The 14,376-nt window shown below is 35.0% G+C and carries 14 protein-coding genes; 6 read left to right on the top strand and 8 right to left on the bottom strand.

Annotated features, from left to right (window positions below):
- The first annotated feature begins 46 nt into the window (after positions 1 to 46).
- From ACNQGX_RS02105 to ACNQGX_RS02120, 4 genes are all read left to right on the top strand, one after another.
- Positions 47 to 448 (top strand): HYC_CC_PP family protein, encoded by a 402-nt coding sequence (locus tag ACNQGX_RS02105; RefSeq protein ID WP_417973601.1) that lies wholly within the window; start codon positions 47 to 49, stop codon positions 446 to 448.
- 71 nt (positions 449 to 519) lie between these two features.
- A complete protein-coding gene (locus ACNQGX_RS02110; protein ID WP_417973603.1) occupies positions 520 to 2,532 on the top strand; it encodes a TonB-dependent receptor plug domain-containing protein in 2,013 nt (670 codons plus the stop codon).
- Between the two features lie 18 nt (positions 2,533 to 2,550).
- Complete coding sequence (locus ACNQGX_RS02115; protein WP_417973605.1) at positions 2,551 to 2,892, top strand: heavy-metal-associated domain-containing protein; 342 nt, start codon at positions 2,551 to 2,553, stop codon at positions 2,890 to 2,892.
- A gap of 271 nt (positions 2,893 to 3,163) precedes the next feature.
- Positions 3,164 to 3,844 (top strand): DedA family protein, encoded by a 681-nt coding sequence (locus ACNQGX_RS02120; protein WP_417973607.1) that lies wholly within the window; start codon positions 3,164 to 3,166, stop codon positions 3,842 to 3,844.
- A gap of 75 nt (positions 3,845 to 3,919) precedes the next feature.
- Here ACNQGX_RS02120 and groL read toward each other — a convergent pair whose 3' ends face one another.
- The 7 genes from groL to miaB form a co-directional block, all read right to left on the bottom strand.
- Positions 3,920 to 5,548 (bottom strand): chaperonin GroEL, encoded by a 1,629-nt coding sequence (gene groL, locus ACNQGX_RS02125; RefSeq protein ID WP_131991950.1) that lies wholly within the window; start codon positions 5,546 to 5,548, stop codon positions 3,920 to 3,922.
- Positions 5,549 to 5,668: 120 nt separating this feature from the next.
- Entirely contained in the window at positions 5,669 to 5,944 is a 276-nt protein-coding gene (locus ACNQGX_RS02130) for a co-chaperone GroES (RefSeq protein ID WP_007137725.1), read from the bottom strand.
- A gap of 136 nt (positions 5,945 to 6,080) precedes the next feature.
- Entirely contained in the window at positions 6,081 to 6,425 is a 345-nt protein-coding gene (secG, locus tag ACNQGX_RS02135) for a preprotein translocase subunit SecG (RefSeq protein WP_131991953.1), read from the bottom strand.
- Positions 6,426 to 6,428: 3 nt separating this feature from the next.
- The gene (locus ACNQGX_RS02140; protein ID WP_417973610.1) at positions 6,429 to 7,310 is read right to left on the bottom strand and encodes a tetratricopeptide repeat protein; all 882 of its coding nucleotides are present in this window, start codon (positions 7,308 to 7,310) and stop codon (positions 6,429 to 6,431) included.
- Positions 7,288 to 7,791 carry an LptE family protein gene (locus ACNQGX_RS02145; protein ID WP_131916783.1) on the bottom strand — a complete coding sequence of 168 codons (504 nt, stop codon included), beginning with the start codon at positions 7,789 to 7,791 and terminating at the stop codon, positions 7,288 to 7,290. The genes ACNQGX_RS02140 and ACNQGX_RS02145 overlap by 23 nt, the downstream gene beginning before the upstream one ends.
- Before the next feature lie 100 nt (positions 7,792 to 7,891).
- The gene (locus ACNQGX_RS02150) at positions 7,892 to 9,148 is read right to left on the bottom strand and encodes a sigma-54 interaction domain-containing protein (protein WP_417973612.1); all 1,257 of its coding nucleotides are present in this window, start codon (positions 9,146 to 9,148) and stop codon (positions 7,892 to 7,894) included.
- Between the two features lie 53 nt (positions 9,149 to 9,201).
- A complete protein-coding gene (gene miaB, locus ACNQGX_RS02155) occupies positions 9,202 to 10,647 on the bottom strand; it encodes a tRNA (N6-isopentenyl adenosine(37)-C2)-methylthiotransferase MiaB (protein WP_417973614.1) in 1,446 nt (481 codons plus the stop codon).
- 492 nt (positions 10,648 to 11,139) lie between these two features.
- On the opposite strand from miaB, the gene ACNQGX_RS02160 reads away from it, so the two are divergent.
- Positions 11,140 to 11,367 (top strand): hypothetical protein, encoded by a 228-nt coding sequence (locus ACNQGX_RS02160; protein WP_417973616.1) that lies wholly within the window; start codon positions 11,140 to 11,142, stop codon positions 11,365 to 11,367.
- Positions 11,368 to 11,430: 63 nt separating this feature from the next.
- On the opposite strand, the gene ACNQGX_RS02165 is transcribed toward ACNQGX_RS02160, so the two are convergent.
- Positions 11,431 to 11,601, bottom strand: coding sequence for a hypothetical protein (locus ACNQGX_RS02165; RefSeq protein WP_417973618.1), 171 nt, complete (start codon positions 11,599 to 11,601; stop codon positions 11,431 to 11,433).
- 258 nt (positions 11,602 to 11,859) lie between these two features.
- Here ACNQGX_RS02165 and topA point away from each other — a divergent pair, with 258 nt between their 5' ends.
- A complete protein-coding gene (topA, locus tag ACNQGX_RS02170) occupies positions 11,860 to 14,376 on the top strand; it encodes a type I DNA topoisomerase (RefSeq protein WP_417973620.1) in 2,517 nt (838 codons plus the stop codon).

Genomic DNA, 14,376 nt, shown 5'->3' on the forward strand with positions numbered 1-14,376 from the left:
CATGAATTTAGCTTTTGGAGTTTAATTAAATCACTAATTTAGCAACATGAAATTCAAAAGACCTATTTGTCTTCTTCTTGCTTTTTTCCTGTTGGTTTCCAATATGGGATTAGCATTTAATGTTCGTTATTGCGGTAATGAGATTGCTTCGGTTACTCTTAAAACTCCTGTTCAGGATCAAAATTTAGAAAAAGATTGTTGTGGGGTTGTTGAAAAAAAATCACATTGTTGCAAAGACAAAGAGGTTAATTTTCAAAAGAAAACGGATGATTTAATTCAAAAAATAGTTTCTTTTCATGCGGATTTTACATTTTCAATAGAGGAATGGAATCCTTCTGTATTTTCATTTGTTTCAAATTTTAAAAACTGCCAGTTTACTTCGTATTATTGCGATGCAAATGCGCCGCCTTTTTTTAAATTATACCACCAATATATTTTCTACGCGTAGTTTTAATGTTTTAATAAAAACTTGAATCACACCTTTGTGATTTTACATTTTTCTAACATTAAAAATCAATCATGCAAAAACAAATTTCAATACTTTTATTGTTCTTCTTTTGCGCTTTTAATTCTTATTCGCAAGATACTTTGCAGGAGATAAAAGTAAAAGGCAACAGTAAAAGTTTAAAAAAATCATATAGCTTAACGGCTAATACTACAACGCTGACAAGCAAAGAATTACTTAAAGCCGCTTGTTGTAATCTGGCAGAAAGTTTCGAAACAAATCCTTCAATCGACGTCAATTTTTCGGACGCTTTGACGGGAACGAAACAAATAAAAATGTTAGGATTGACGAGTCCTTATTTGATGATTACGGAGGAAAATATTCCTTCGGTTCGTGGTGCTTCTCAAGCCTACGGATTGTCATTCACGCCGGGAACTTGGGTTGAAAGCATCCAAATTACAAAAGGTGCTGGAAGTGTTGTCAATGGCTTCGAAAGTATTTCGGGGCAAATCAATACCGAATTAATAAAGCCAATCAGCGATATTCCATTTTTTCTGAATGCCTATGGTTCTACAGATTCTCGGTTTGAATTAAATACGCATTTCAATACCAAAATTTCTGATAAATGGAGTAGTAGTTTGTTTGTTCACGGAAACACGAGAGTTTCAAAAAACGATATGAATGACGATGGTTTTCTGGACAATCCATTGGCAAAACAAATCAATGTTTTAAATCGTTGGCAATATACCAATGCCGAAAAAGGGTGGGTGAGTTTCATTAACTTCCGTTATATGAATGATCAAAAACAAACAGGAGAATTAAATTTTGATCCGGATAGAGATAAGGGAACGACTAATTATTGGGGCTCCGAAATCAATACGGAACGTTTTGATGTTTCCACTAAATTAGGCTATGTTTTTCCAGATATGCCGTATCAGAGTATTGGTTTTCAGAATGCTTTTAACAGTCATGATCAAAACTCTTATTTTGGATTAAATCAGTATAATATCAAACAAAAAAGTTATTATTCGAACCTGATTTTCAATTCGATTATCAATAATACGAAACATAAATTTTCAACGGGTTTGAACTTCACGTATGATAAATACGGTGAGTTTGTCAATGCAAATGATTACAGCAGAATTGATAATTCGGTAGGTGCTTTTTTTGAATATACCTATGATAACACGGAGAACTTTAGCGTAGTTCTTGGCGGTAGAATAGACAATCATAATCGTTTGGGGACTTTTGCTACGCCAAGATTACACGTGCGATACAATCCTTGGGAAAAAGGTGTCTTGCGATTTTCGGCAGGAAGAGGGAAACGAAGCGCTAATGTTTTTGCCGAAAACCAACAGCTTTTGGCAAGTTCAAGAACCTTTGAATTTTTAGATACCAATGGAAAAATATACGGTTTGAATCCTGAAATTGCATGGAATTATGGGGTGAGTTTTATGCAGGGTTTTTTACTTTTCGGCAAGAGTGCTGATGTTGGTTTTGATTTCTACAGAACCGATTTTCAAAATCAGGCAGTTGTTGATGTGTTGGAGAGCCCACAACAGGTTTTGTTTTACAACTTAAAAGGTAAATCGTATGCGAATAGTTTGCAAGTAGAGTTCAATTATGAATTAGCCAAACATTTTAATTTGAGAACAGCCTACAAATACTATGATATTCAAACGGATTATTTATCAGGAACGTATCAAAGGCCATTGCAGGCAAAACATCGTTTCTTTGGAAATTTAGGGTATGAGACCCATATTTTAGATAAGGGAAAACAATGGAAGTTTGATTATACTTTCAATTGGCTCGGAAAACAACAATTACCCAATACGTCAACAAATCCTGAAGAAGATAGACTGCCTGAATTTTCACCTTCATTTTCTGTGATGAATATACAAGTTACCAGAACTTTTTCTTCTACTTTTGAAATGTATATTGGCGGAGAAAATATTGGAAATTACAAGCAAGAGAATGTTATCTTGGGTAATGAGAATCCATTTGGACCTACTTTTGATGCATCGATAGTTTATGGTCCAGTTTTTGGACAAATGTATTATGCAGGTTTACGTTTTAAAATTAAATAGTCTTAAAAAAATTAAATGATGAAAAATATAATAGTAGTAATGTTACTGACATTTGTTGGGTTTACAGTTCAGGCTCAAGAGGTGAAAAATAAAAACGCTAAGGTTGAATTTCATGTGAGCGGGAATTGTGAAATGTGTAAAAAGAGAATTGAAAAAGCGGCACTAAGCGTTTCGGGTGTTAAATCTGCCGATTGGCATATGGATTGTGGCACTTTATACTTGATTGTAAACGAGCAGAAAACGGATATGCCTACAATTCAGAAAACGATTGCAAAAGCAGGCCATGATACAGATGAAGTCAAGGCATTAAAGGAAGATTATGACAAACTTCACACTTGTTGCCAATATGAGCGAAAATAATTTAAAAAAACCAAAGCGAAAGTTTTGGTTTTTTTAATGCCATATTTTAATGATTTTTTTGAGTGAAATCGAGGCTGTTAACTATAAAAAACCATGTTTTTAAGGAACTAGAATTACGATTATTAAAAACAACATTTGATTGTAAACAAGGGAAAGTTAACTCGGCTAATTTAAATAGTTAATAAAACTTTAAAGTAGGACCATAAATTGTGGTTAAGATATATTATCCGTACTTTCACGCACGAATAATTTTAGCATAAAACACCGTAGAATGAACGATTTTGATTGGAAGAATTTGATTGACCCGCTTTTTTATATTCATTTTGATGTTAATGGAATTAAATTGGGTATTTATATAGTTTTATTTATTGTTTTTGCAGAAACAGGTCTTTTTGCGGGTTTCTTTTTACCGGGAGATAGTTTATTGTTTTTGGCAGGGATTTACAGTCGCGATTTAATAGAAAATATTTTATTTATTGAAAATGATTTTGTGAATGTTGTTCTTTTATCAACACTTGTGGCTTTATCAGGGATATTAGGTAATATTGTTGGATATTGGTTTGGTTCAAAAAGCGGTTATTATTTGTACAATAAAGAAGATAGCTTTTGGTTTAAGAAAAAATATTTAGTTCAATCAAAAGATTTCTTTGAAAAATACGGAGGTAAAGCAATTATTTTTGCTCGATTCCTTCCAATATTTAGAACTTTTGCACCAATAGTAGCTGGAATCGTTTCTATGGACAAAAAGAAGTTTATGTTTTATAATATTCTAAGTTCTTTCATTTGGTCATTCACCTTGATTTTCGCAGGACATTATTTGTATGGTTTCCTACTTGAAAATTATCAGATTGATTTGAAAGAGCATATCGAAATAATTGTTATTGCTTTAGTTGGAATTACTGTTTTACCGGTAATTTATAAGTTCAGCAGAAAATCAAAAACTCAAGAATAAATAAATAATTTATAATCCATAAAAAAAACGTCCCGATTTATATCGGGACGGTTTTTTATTTATAATGGATTGCTATTACATCATTCCTGGCATACCTCCACCCATTGGGTTTCCGCCACCATTATCTTCTTTAATATCAATCAAAGCACATTCAGTAGTCAATATCATTCCGGCAACCGAAGCTGCGTTTTCTAATGCTACACGCGTTACTTTTTTAGGATCAATAATACCTGCTTTAAGCATGTCAACGTATTCGTCAGTTTTTGCGTTATATCCAAAATCACCTTTTCCTTCAGCAACTTTTGCAACTACAACTGAACCTTCAAGACCTGCATTTTCAACAATAGTTCTCAATGGAGACTCTACTGCACGAGATACAATTTGAATTCCGGTTGCTTCATCAGCATTGTCAGCTTTAATAGTGCTAAGTGCATTTTTAGCTCTCAATAAAGCTACACCACCACCAGCAACAATTCCTTCTTCAACAGCAGCACGCGTTGCGTGAAGTGCATCATCAACTCTGTCTTTTTTCTCTTTCATTTCTACTTCAGAAGCAGCACCAACATAAAGTACAGCAACTCCACCAGCTAATTTAGCCAAACGTTCTTGCAGCTTTTCTTTGTCATAATCAGAAGTTGTAGCTTCCATTTGACCTTTGATTTGGTTGACACGATTTTTGATCATGTCAGCTTCGCCAGCACCACTTACAATCGTTGTATTGTCTTTATCGATAGTCACTTTTTTAGCAGTTCCTAACATTTCGATAGTTGTGTTTTCTAAAGTGTATCCTCTTTCTTCTGAAATTACAGTTCCTCCAGTTAAGATAGCGATGTCTTCCAACATTGCTTTTCTTCTGTCACCAAAACCAGGCGCTTTTACAGCAGCGATTTTCAAGGCTCCACGTAATTTATTTACTACCAATGTAGATAATGCTTCACCATCAACATCTTCAGCAATAATCAATAATGGTTTTCCAGATTGAGCAACTGGTTCCAAAACTGGTAATAATTCTTTTAAAGAAGAAACTTTTTTATCGTATAAAAGGATGTAAGGATTTTCCAATTCTACTTCCATTTTCTCTGAATTAGTCACAAAATAAGGAGAAAGATATCCTCTGTCAAATTGCATACCTTCAACAACATCAACATAAGTATCAGTTCCTTTGGCTTCTTCAACAGTGATAACACCTTCTTTTCCAACTTTTGCGAAAGCTGCAGCGATTAACTCACCAATTACTTCATCATTGTTAGCAGAAATTGAAGCAATTTGTTTGATTTTTTCAGAATCACTCCCTACTACTTTTGCTTGTTTTGCTAAGTCAGCTACAATAGCTTCAACAGCTTTGTCAATACCACGTTTCAAATCCATAGGATTTGCACCTGCTGCAACGTTTTTCAAACCTTCTTTTACAATTGCTTGTGCCAAAACGGTTGCAGTTGTAGTTCCGTCTCCAGCTAAATCATTAGTTTTTGACGCAACTTCTTTAACCATCTGAGCACCCATATTTTCCAATGGATCTTTCAATTCAATTTCTTTTGCAACGGTAACACCATCTTTAGTAACGGTTGGTCCACCAAAAGCTTTTCCAATAATTACATTACGACCTTTTGGCCCTAGCGTTACTTTTACTGCATTTGCCAATGCATCAACACCACGTTTTAATCCGTCACGTGCTTCTATATCAAATTTTATATCTTTTGCCATTTTAATTTTATTTTCCTCACCCCAGCCCTCTCCAAAGGAGAGGGAGCCAGGATGAATGTTGTTTGTGTATTTTTTTTTTACGGTTAGTCTCCTCCCCTTCGGGGAGGCTGGGAGGGGATTTTAGATTATTGCTAAAATATCGTCTTCACGCATGATCAAATAATCTTTTCCTTCCAGTTTTAATTCAGTACCAGCGTATTTTCCGTAAAGAACAGAATCGCCAATTTTTACAGTCATTGTATGCTCTTTTGTTCCGTTTCCAACAGCAACAACAGTTCCTTTTTGTGGTTTTTCTTTAGCTGTATCTGGAATAAAAATCCCTGAAGCAGTTTTTGTTTCAGCTGCAACGGGTTCGATAAGAACTCTGTCAGAAAGCGGTTTAATGTTTAAAGCCATGATTTTATATTTTTATATTATTTATTTTAACGTCTATAAAGATTTCAGAAATTGTGCCATCTTAATGAAACTGACATAATTTCTTATAAAAAATGCCAGCTTTGACAGGCTGGCATTTAGAATATGTTGTAATAATTTATTTTGCTGGATTTGGTTCAGCAGGTGTGTTTTGAGCAGGAGCAACTGGCGTGTTTGTAGCTGGTGCCGCACTTCCTGTGTTTTCAATGATTTTAGAATCGGTATCACTTAATGTTCCTGTAAAGCTTAAGCTTGAAAGTAATATAAGTGCAATTAGTATAGTTGCTAATGTCCAAGTGCTTTTGTCTAAAAAATCAGTTGTTTTTTGTACTCCACCTAACATTTGAGAACCACCTATTGTAGATGATAATCCTCCACCTTTAGGGTTTTGAACCATGATAACTACGATTAATAGAAAACAAACTATAGTTATTAAAACTAAAAAAATTGAAAATGTGCTCATTGTTTAATTATTATTATGTTGTAAAATCTTAATATCCGATATGCGGTCTGCAAAGAAACTACTTTTTTCTGGATATTTCAAAATTAATATTTCATAAGCTTGAATCGCTTTTTGATATTTTTTTTGTTCCAAATAGACTCTGGCCAAAGTTTCCGTCATCAAGAAGGAATTGTCGGCTGCATTTAAGTCAAAAGTAACGGTGGAAGCAACTCCATGTTTTACTGGAGAAATCTTCGGACTGGCTTCAATAAATTTATCTATTAATTCTAATTTCTTTCTTTTATCTTCATCTATTATAGGAAGCGGTAGATTAATAGGACTCTCTTTTTCTCTTTCGATAGGCTCAGTTCGGGAAAGTTGAAGCCATTCTTGAAAGGAATGTTGTTCGCTTTTAGAGAAATCTAAAGGTTTTCCAATGGCCAGTTTCTCTTCGGTAGTTTTTGAAGTATCATCAACATCGACTGCTGAAGCTTCTTTTATTGAAGTGAGTATGGATCTTTCTAAAGAATTTATTTTGGATTCCGTTTGTTCTTCAGTAACAATAATTTCACTGCCAACCACTTTTATATCAAGAATTTCTAACGCTTTTTTATCGTAAAGACCTTTTTGAATTGAAGTGAATGTATCTGATGTAATGAAATCAAATAAAATAGATCGGTCAGTTGAATGTGCTGCTGTAATTTTTAAAGCAGTATTGTATTTAAAACTGTTTTGATTGTAAAGACCTTTTAATTGAATCGCTCTGGCACTTTGAAAATAGGGGAATTCTTCCAGTACTTTTTCCAAAGCTTCCATTTGCTTTTCATAGATAGCATCTGGTTTATTAATCAAATAAGTATAATCGGTTACGTTCATTTTTTTATTACCATTTTGCGAGTGACTCATTAAAGATGTCTTGTGTAATTCTTTCAAAAATTTCCTTTAAAGCACTGTTTAAAGTCGCCCCTGTCAATTGTTGTTCCGCAGGATAATCGTAGAAGAAAGTGAATGGTTTTTCAAAATCATCTGCTTCTTTTTTCTTATTGGTAAAACGAACATTCACTCGAATCGTTAATCGGTTCTGAGCTGCTCGCTGATCCGCAGTAGCTGTCATTGGACTTATTCTATAATCTACAATCTCTCCTTCGTAAGTCAAATCAGCACCATTTTTGACCAAGTTCAAATTGGTTTGGTTCTGGATTAAATCTTGAAGTTCTAATGTAAATGTTCTGTCAATACCAGGTTCAATTAATTCAGCGTTATTCTGAAAAAAACCAACTTGAAATGTTTCGGCATCAATTTTACCAGTTCCTGTAAAGTTATAGACCGAGCAACTGTTGATGCTTACTATAATTATTGAAAGAAGAATAAATTTTATATGTTTCATTTTCTATTTTAAAAATTGCTTCGCCAGTTCGCTAACGGTCGGGTCAAAGATATTCATTTTGAATTAAGTCATTTGTGTCTTAGCATTTTTGTAGTGAAAACTACAAATCAAATTGCTTAATTTTTCTATATAAAGTCCTTTCAGAAATGCCCAGCTCATCTGCTGCAGCTTTTCTTTTTCCTTTATTTTTTTCTAATGATTTCTTAATCATTTCGATTTCTTTTTGTTCTAAACGCAAAGTTTCTTCCTCTTCGATTGTTTCTGCAAAAAGATAATTATCATCATGTTCCTGATACAGCTCTTCATTGTTTTGAGTAGTGATTAAGGCTGATCTTGGTTCTTCTTCAAAATCGATTTCACTGTCATTTTCTTTCGAACCATATATTTTTTTTATCAAATGCTGATTGGTTTCCTGTACTTTGGACACGCCGTTTTGAATCAATTCCAAAGTTAATTTTTTCAAATCATTCAAATCACTTTTCATGTCGAAAAGTACTTTGTATAAAATCTCTCTTTCGGTACTAAAATCACTTTCGCTTTTCTTATCCTTTATGACAGATGGCAAATTGTTCCCCAGAACCGGCAGATACGATTGTAAAGTCACTGCGGATATATCACGATTCGTTTCCAAAACGGAGATTTGTTCGGCTACATTTCGTAATTGTCTAATATTACCGCTCCAACGGAATTTCTGTAATAATTGGATAGCATTTTCGTCCAGTTTTAAAGGGGGCATTTTATATTTATGGGCAAAGTCAGCAACGAATTTCCTGAACAACAAATGAATGTCATCCTTTCTATCGCGCAAAGGTGGTAAAGTAATATCCACCGTACTTAAACGATAATATAAATCCTCACGGAATTTCCCTTTTTCGATAGCATCAAATAAATTGACATTCGTAGCCGCAACAATTCGCACATCTGTTTTCTGTACTTGCGAAGAACCTACTTTTATAAATTCCCCATTTTCAAGAACACGTAACAAACGCACTTGAGTGGTAAGCGGTAATTCGCCTACTTCATCCAGAAAAATAGTTCCGCCGTCAGCTACTTCAAAATAGCCTTCACGTGTATTAGTTGCACCGGTAAAAGCGCCTTTTTCATGCCCGAAAAGTTCACTGTCAATCGTTCCTTCAGGAATGGCTCCACAGTTTACGGCAATATATTTCCCGTGTTTTCTGTGCGAAAGCGAATGAATAATTCTAGGAATATTTTCTTTTCCCACACCGCTTTCTCCCGCTACTAAAACGGTAATATCAGTAGGAGCTACCTGTATGGCTTTTTCTATCGCACGATTAAGCTTCGGGTCATTCCCGATAATCTCAAATCGTTGTTTTATAGCTTGAACTGTTTCCATATTGTCATTGCGAGGCACGAAGCAATCTCATTAATAATTACTTAAAACTCTTTTTAATTCATTTCACTCAAACCTACTGCTTTCCCTTTTAAGGTTCCACTGGTACAGCTTTCTATTTTAACCAAAACAAAATCTCCAATTTTATAATTCTCTTTTGGGAAAACTACTGTAATACTTTGTGAATTTCTTCCTGAAAATTCTTCTGTTGATTTTTTTGAAACTTTTTCTACCAAAACTTCTACGGTTTGACCAATGAATTCTTCAGAGCGGAACCAAGCGTGTTTTTGTTGTAAATCGACAATTTCCTGTAATCTTCTTGCTTTTGTTTCTTCGGGTACGTCGTCTTCCATTTTTCTTCCGGCCAAAGTCCCCGGACGTTCAGAATACGAATACATATAACCAAAATTATATTTCACATATTCCATCAAACTCAACGTGTCTTGATGATCTTCTTCGGTTTCTGTTGGGAAACCAGTAATCATATCCTGTGAAATCGAGCCATTTGGAATAATAGTTCTGATTTTGTCAATCAAAGTCATGTATTCTTCACGCGTGTGCAAACGGTTCATTGCTGCCAGGATTCTATCGCTTCCTGATTGAACCGGCAAGTGAATGTGTTTGCAAATATTAGGATGTTTCGCAATTACGTGCAAAACACTTTCATGCATATCCTGTGGATTTGAAGTCGAAAATCGGATTCTCATTTTTGGAAAACCAACAGCTACCATTTCCAGTAATTGGTCAAAATCAACTGCAGTAGCTTTTTGCATTTCGGTAGCATTCTCAAAATCTTTCTTTAATCCACCGCCGTACCAAAGGAAACTATCCACGTTTTGTCCCAAAAGTGTAATTTCTTTAAATCCTTTGTCCCACAAATCCTGAATTTCGGTCATGATACTTTGAGGTTCACGGCTGCGTTCGCGTCCGCGGGTAAAAGGCACCACGCAAAACGTACACATATTATCGCAACCACGAGTGATTGAAACCAAAGCGGTGATTCCGTTGCTCATCAATCGAACCGGCGAAATATCACCATAAGTTTCATCTTTCGACAAAATCACGTTAATCGCATCGCGCCCTTCTTCCACTTCTTGTAAAAGGTTTGGTAAATCTTTATACGCATCAGGACCCACAACAAGGTCAACGATTTTTTCTTCTTCCAAGAATTGACTTTTCAAGCGCTCGGCCATACAGCCCAAAACGCCTACTTTCATTTTTGGATTAATGCGTTTCACCGCATTATATTTTTCCAAGCGTTTGCGAATGGTTTGCTCTGCCTTGTCACGAATAGAACAGGTATTGACCAAAACCAAATCGGCTTCTTCCAAAACTTGCGTCGTATTGTATCCGTTCCCGGATAAAATAGAAGCTACAATTTCACTGTCCGAAAAATTCATCGCACAACCATAGCTTTCTATAAATAGTTTTTTTGTATTCTCAGGTTTATGCTCCAGAACAAGACTTTCGCCCTGCTTACTTTCTTCAATAATCTTTTCCATCATGTATTTTCAAAGCACAAAGATAACGCAATTCAAATAAATATGACAAGATGTCAGATGAAGAATTAACAATGTTTTAGAATAATGCTTATCAGCAGCCAATCCCGCTTTTTCGCTACAATCCAGATCCTTCGGGACTCGCAAAGAAAGTTAAGTTTCTAAAGTTCTAAATAGAGCTTCCATTGGTCGCTTTTTTAGAACAGGAAATTTCCGCTTTTTTTCGCTCCGTTTTTTTACTTCAGTCGGTGCTGGTAGAAAAATTATTTCCAAGTTTTTAAAATAGAATCTCAAAAATAAAGGATGCGTAAAATTATTAAAAATATAGCTTATTGAGCTGAAATAAAAATATATTATCTTGTTTTAAGGTTAAATTATGTGAATTATGTATTCTTTTTGTTTAATTATGAAACATTTAATAAAGATAATTTCATTATCTTTGGTAGGTTAAAACTCCTAAAATAGTATTTATCATTAATTTAAAAACAATTTAACATGAAACAATTACAGAACATCAGCGTAATGTCAAAAAAGTGTTTAGCAATTAGTGCGTTTTTCTTTTTTCATAGTCTTTTGTGGGCGCAAAATGAAGAGGTGGATGTAAATTTGACAGTGGGTGAGGAAGGAACTGATTGGTTTGCACAACCATGGGTTTGGGTAGTAGGGGGAGCGGTTTTTATTATAATAATAATAGCTCTTGTAAGGGGTAAAAGTGAAAGCTAATCATTTATTCCTTATTTTTATCATATAAATGATTCGGCATATAAAAAATCGATTATTGTCGGTTTAGTTCTCTAAAACCCATTCAAAGAGACCAACCTTTTGAATGGTTTTTTGACACGCTGTTGAAATTCTGCCGTTAGCAAGGAGTTGGGCAATATCAAACTTAAATTTCAATTCCATACTGATTTCAAAATCATAAAACACCTCTTTAGTATTATTTTTGGACCCATACATCTACTTGGCTGTAATTTTACATGTAATTGCTGAAATCATTTCCAAAGAAAGTTTCTTTTTCTTGTTTAGATTTTTCTTGCCCAAATTCTTACATCCATCTCGTCATAAACCGTAATAATTTTTGTCGAGCTGATTCGTAAAAAAGGCTGTAATTCACAACAGTTTAAATCTTTTGTTCAACGAGAAAAATTACTTTTAGAAATACAAAAGCGCAATATTTAAAAAAAAAAGATACTTTTGTCCCAGAAAAATAGAGCAATGGCAAAGAATTTAGTTATAGTTGAGTCCCCTGCAAAGGCAAAAACAATCGAGAAATTTCTAGGAAGTGATTTTCAAGTAGAGTCCAGTTATGGGCATATTGCGGACTTACCTTCCAAAGAAATTGGAGTAGATGTAGAAAATGGTTTTAAGCCCAAATACGAAGTTTCTGCTGATAAAAAAGCGTTGGTAAGCAAATTAAAGACTTTAGCCAAGAATGCCGAAATGGTCTGGTTAGCAAGTGATGAGGATCGCGAGGGAGAAGCTATTTCTTGGCATTTAGCCGAAGAATTAAAATTAGACAAGAAGAAAACCAAGCGTATAGTTTTTCACGAAATTACTAAAACTGCGATTCTAAAAGCAATTGATAATCCACGTGAAATTGATTATAATTTAGTCAACGCACAACAAGCGCGTCGTGTTTTGGACAGACTGGTTGGGTATGAATTGTCGCCTGTACTTTGGAGAAAAATAAAAGGTGGACTTTCTGCAGGTCGTGTACAATCGGTTTCCGTTCGTTTGATTGTAGAACGTGAAAGAGAAATTCAAAACTTTAATGCAATTGCAACGTATTCTGTTGTGGCTGAATTCACTAATGAATCCGGGAAAACATTCAAAGCAAAACTGCCTAAAAATTTCAATACTAAAAAAGAAGCTGAAGATTTTTTAAATAAAAATATCGGTTCTACATATAAGGTAGCCGATTTAGAAACGAAACCTACCAAAAAATCACCAACTGGGCCATTTACAACTTCGACTTTGCAACAAGAAGCCGCTCGTAAATTGTATTTGCCTGTTGGAATTACCATGCAACTCGCACAACGTTTGTACGAAGCCGGGCTTATTACGTATATGAGAACGGATAGTGTGAACTTATCCAAAGATGCAATGGAAGCTGCTGAAGCTGAAATCATCAAATCCTACGGGAAAGAATTTTCTAAACCTAGAACTTTTGTCAATAAAAGTAAAGGGGCACAGGAAGCGCACGAGGCGATTCGTCCTACGGATATGTCCCGTCATACGGTAGATATTGACAGAGATCAAGCCCGTTTGTATGATTTAATTTGGAAAAGAACATTGGCTTCGCAAATGAGTGATGCACAATTAGAACGCACTAACGTGAAAATTGAAGCGAACAATCACGGTGAAATATTCACGGCATCCGGTGAAGTTTTGCTTTTTGAAGGTTTCTTGAAAGTGTATTTGGAAGGTCATGATGACGATGAAGAAGAGCAGGAAGGAATGTTGCCGGCGATGAAAGTCAACGAAAAATTACAAAACAATTATATCTCAGCAACCGAAAGATATTCTCGTGCTGCTGCAAGATATACCGAAGCTTCTTTGGTGAAGAAATTAGAGGAATTAGGCATTGGTCGTCCTTCTACTTATGCGCCAACAATTTCTACGATTATCAACAGGAATTATGTGGAGAAAGGAAATCTTGACGGTCAGGAACGTAATTATACGCAACTGACTTTGCAATCCGGGAAAGTAGGAGAGAAGTTGTTGAAAGAAAATACAGGTTCTGATAAAGGGAAATTAGTCCCTACAGATATTGGAACTATTGTTACGGATTTCTTGGTAAAGAATTTCGGAAACATTTTAGATTATAATTTCACTGCAAAAGTGGAACAGGATTTTGATGAAATTGCAGAAGGAAATATCGTTTGGACAAAAATGATGCAAGAGTTCTACGATAAATTTCACCCAACAGTGAAAGATGTAGAGGCGAATGCAGACAGAGAAAGCGGTGAAAGAATTCTGGGAACAGATCCAAAAACAGGAAAACCGGTTTCGGTGCGTTTAGGGAAATTTGGACCAATGGCTCAAATTGGAGCTGCTGATGATGAAGAGAAAAAATTCGCCAGTTTAATGGCAGATCAAAATATTGGAAACATCACTTTAGAGGAAACGTTGAATTTGTTTTTATTACCAAAAAAGCTGGGAGAATATAAAGATGAGGAAGTTGAGGTGAGTAATGGTCGTTTTGGTCCTTATATTCGTCACGGTGCCGCTTTTGTTTCTTTGCCAAAAGGTGAAAATCCGTTAGACGTAGATTTTGAAAGAGCTAAAGAATTAATCGATGAAAAAGTAGCCGCCGATGCGCCAATAGCAGTTTATAAAGGAGAAGGTGTACAGAAAGGTGTGGGTCGTTTTGGTCCTTTTATCAAATGGAGCGGTTTGTTTATTAATGTAAGTAAAAAATATAACTTTGATAATCTGTCTCAAACAGATATTGAAGCCTTGATTGAAGATAAATTGCAAAAGAATATTGATAAGGTTTTGCATAATTGGGAAGAAGAAGGAATTTTAGTTGAAAAAGCCCGTTGGGGACGTTCCGTTATCACCAAAGGAAAAATCAAAATTGAATTAAGTAAAGATGTCGATGCTACAAAATTGACATTGGCTGAAGTTCAGGAAATGATTGCCAAGAAAACGCCAGCTAAAAAAGTAGCAGCCAAAAAAACACCCGCAAAGAAAGCCGTAGCAAAGAAACCAGTAGCAAAAAAGAAATAA

It is taken from the genome of Flavobacterium glycogeni (assembly GCF_048286775.1).
Lineage (GTDB): Bacteria > Bacteroidota > Bacteroidia > Flavobacteriales > Flavobacteriaceae > Flavobacterium.

Coding starts and splice junctions, on each gene's coding strand:
- secG (WP_131991953.1), bottom strand. CDS start 6,425: ATGAGCACATTTTCAATTTTTTTAGTTTTAATAACTATAGTTTGTTTT.
- ACNQGX_RS02115 (WP_417973605.1), top strand. CDS start 2,551: ATGAAAAATATAATAGTAGTAATGTTACTGACATTTGTTGGGTTTACA.
- topA (WP_417973620.1), top strand. CDS start 11,860: ATGGCAAAGAATTTAGTTATAGTTGAGTCCCCTGCAAAGGCAAAAACA.
- ACNQGX_RS02165 (WP_417973618.1), bottom strand. CDS start 11,601: ATGTATGGGTCCAAAAATAATACTAAAGAGGTGTTTTATGATTTTGAA.
- ACNQGX_RS02145 (WP_131916783.1), bottom strand. CDS start 7,791: ATGAAACATATAAAATTTATTCTTCTTTCAATAATTATAGTAAGCATC.
- ACNQGX_RS02160 (WP_417973616.1), top strand. CDS start 11,140: ATGAAACAATTACAGAACATCAGCGTAATGTCAAAAAAGTGTTTAGCA.
- ACNQGX_RS02120 (WP_417973607.1), top strand. CDS start 3,164: ATGAACGATTTTGATTGGAAGAATTTGATTGACCCGCTTTTTTATATT.
- ACNQGX_RS02140 (WP_417973610.1), bottom strand. CDS start 7,310: ATGAGTCACTCGCAAAATGGTAATAAAAAAATGAACGTAACCGATTAT.
- groL (WP_131991950.1), bottom strand. CDS start 5,548: ATGGCAAAAGATATAAAATTTGATATAGAAGCACGTGACGGATTAAAA.
- ACNQGX_RS02110 (WP_417973603.1), top strand. CDS start 520: ATGCAAAAACAAATTTCAATACTTTTATTGTTCTTCTTTTGCGCTTTT.
- ACNQGX_RS02130 (WP_007137725.1), bottom strand. CDS start 5,944: ATGGCTTTAAACATTAAACCGCTTTCTGACAGAGTTCTTATCGAACCC.
- ACNQGX_RS02105 (WP_417973601.1), top strand. CDS start 47: ATGAAATTCAAAAGACCTATTTGTCTTCTTCTTGCTTTTTTCCTGTTG.
- miaB (WP_417973614.1), bottom strand. CDS start 10,647: ATGGAAAAGATTATTGAAGAAAGTAAGCAGGGCGAAAGTCTTGTTCTG.
- ACNQGX_RS02150 (WP_417973612.1), bottom strand. CDS start 9,148: ATGGAAACAGTTCAAGCTATAAAACAACGATTTGAGATTATCGGGAAT.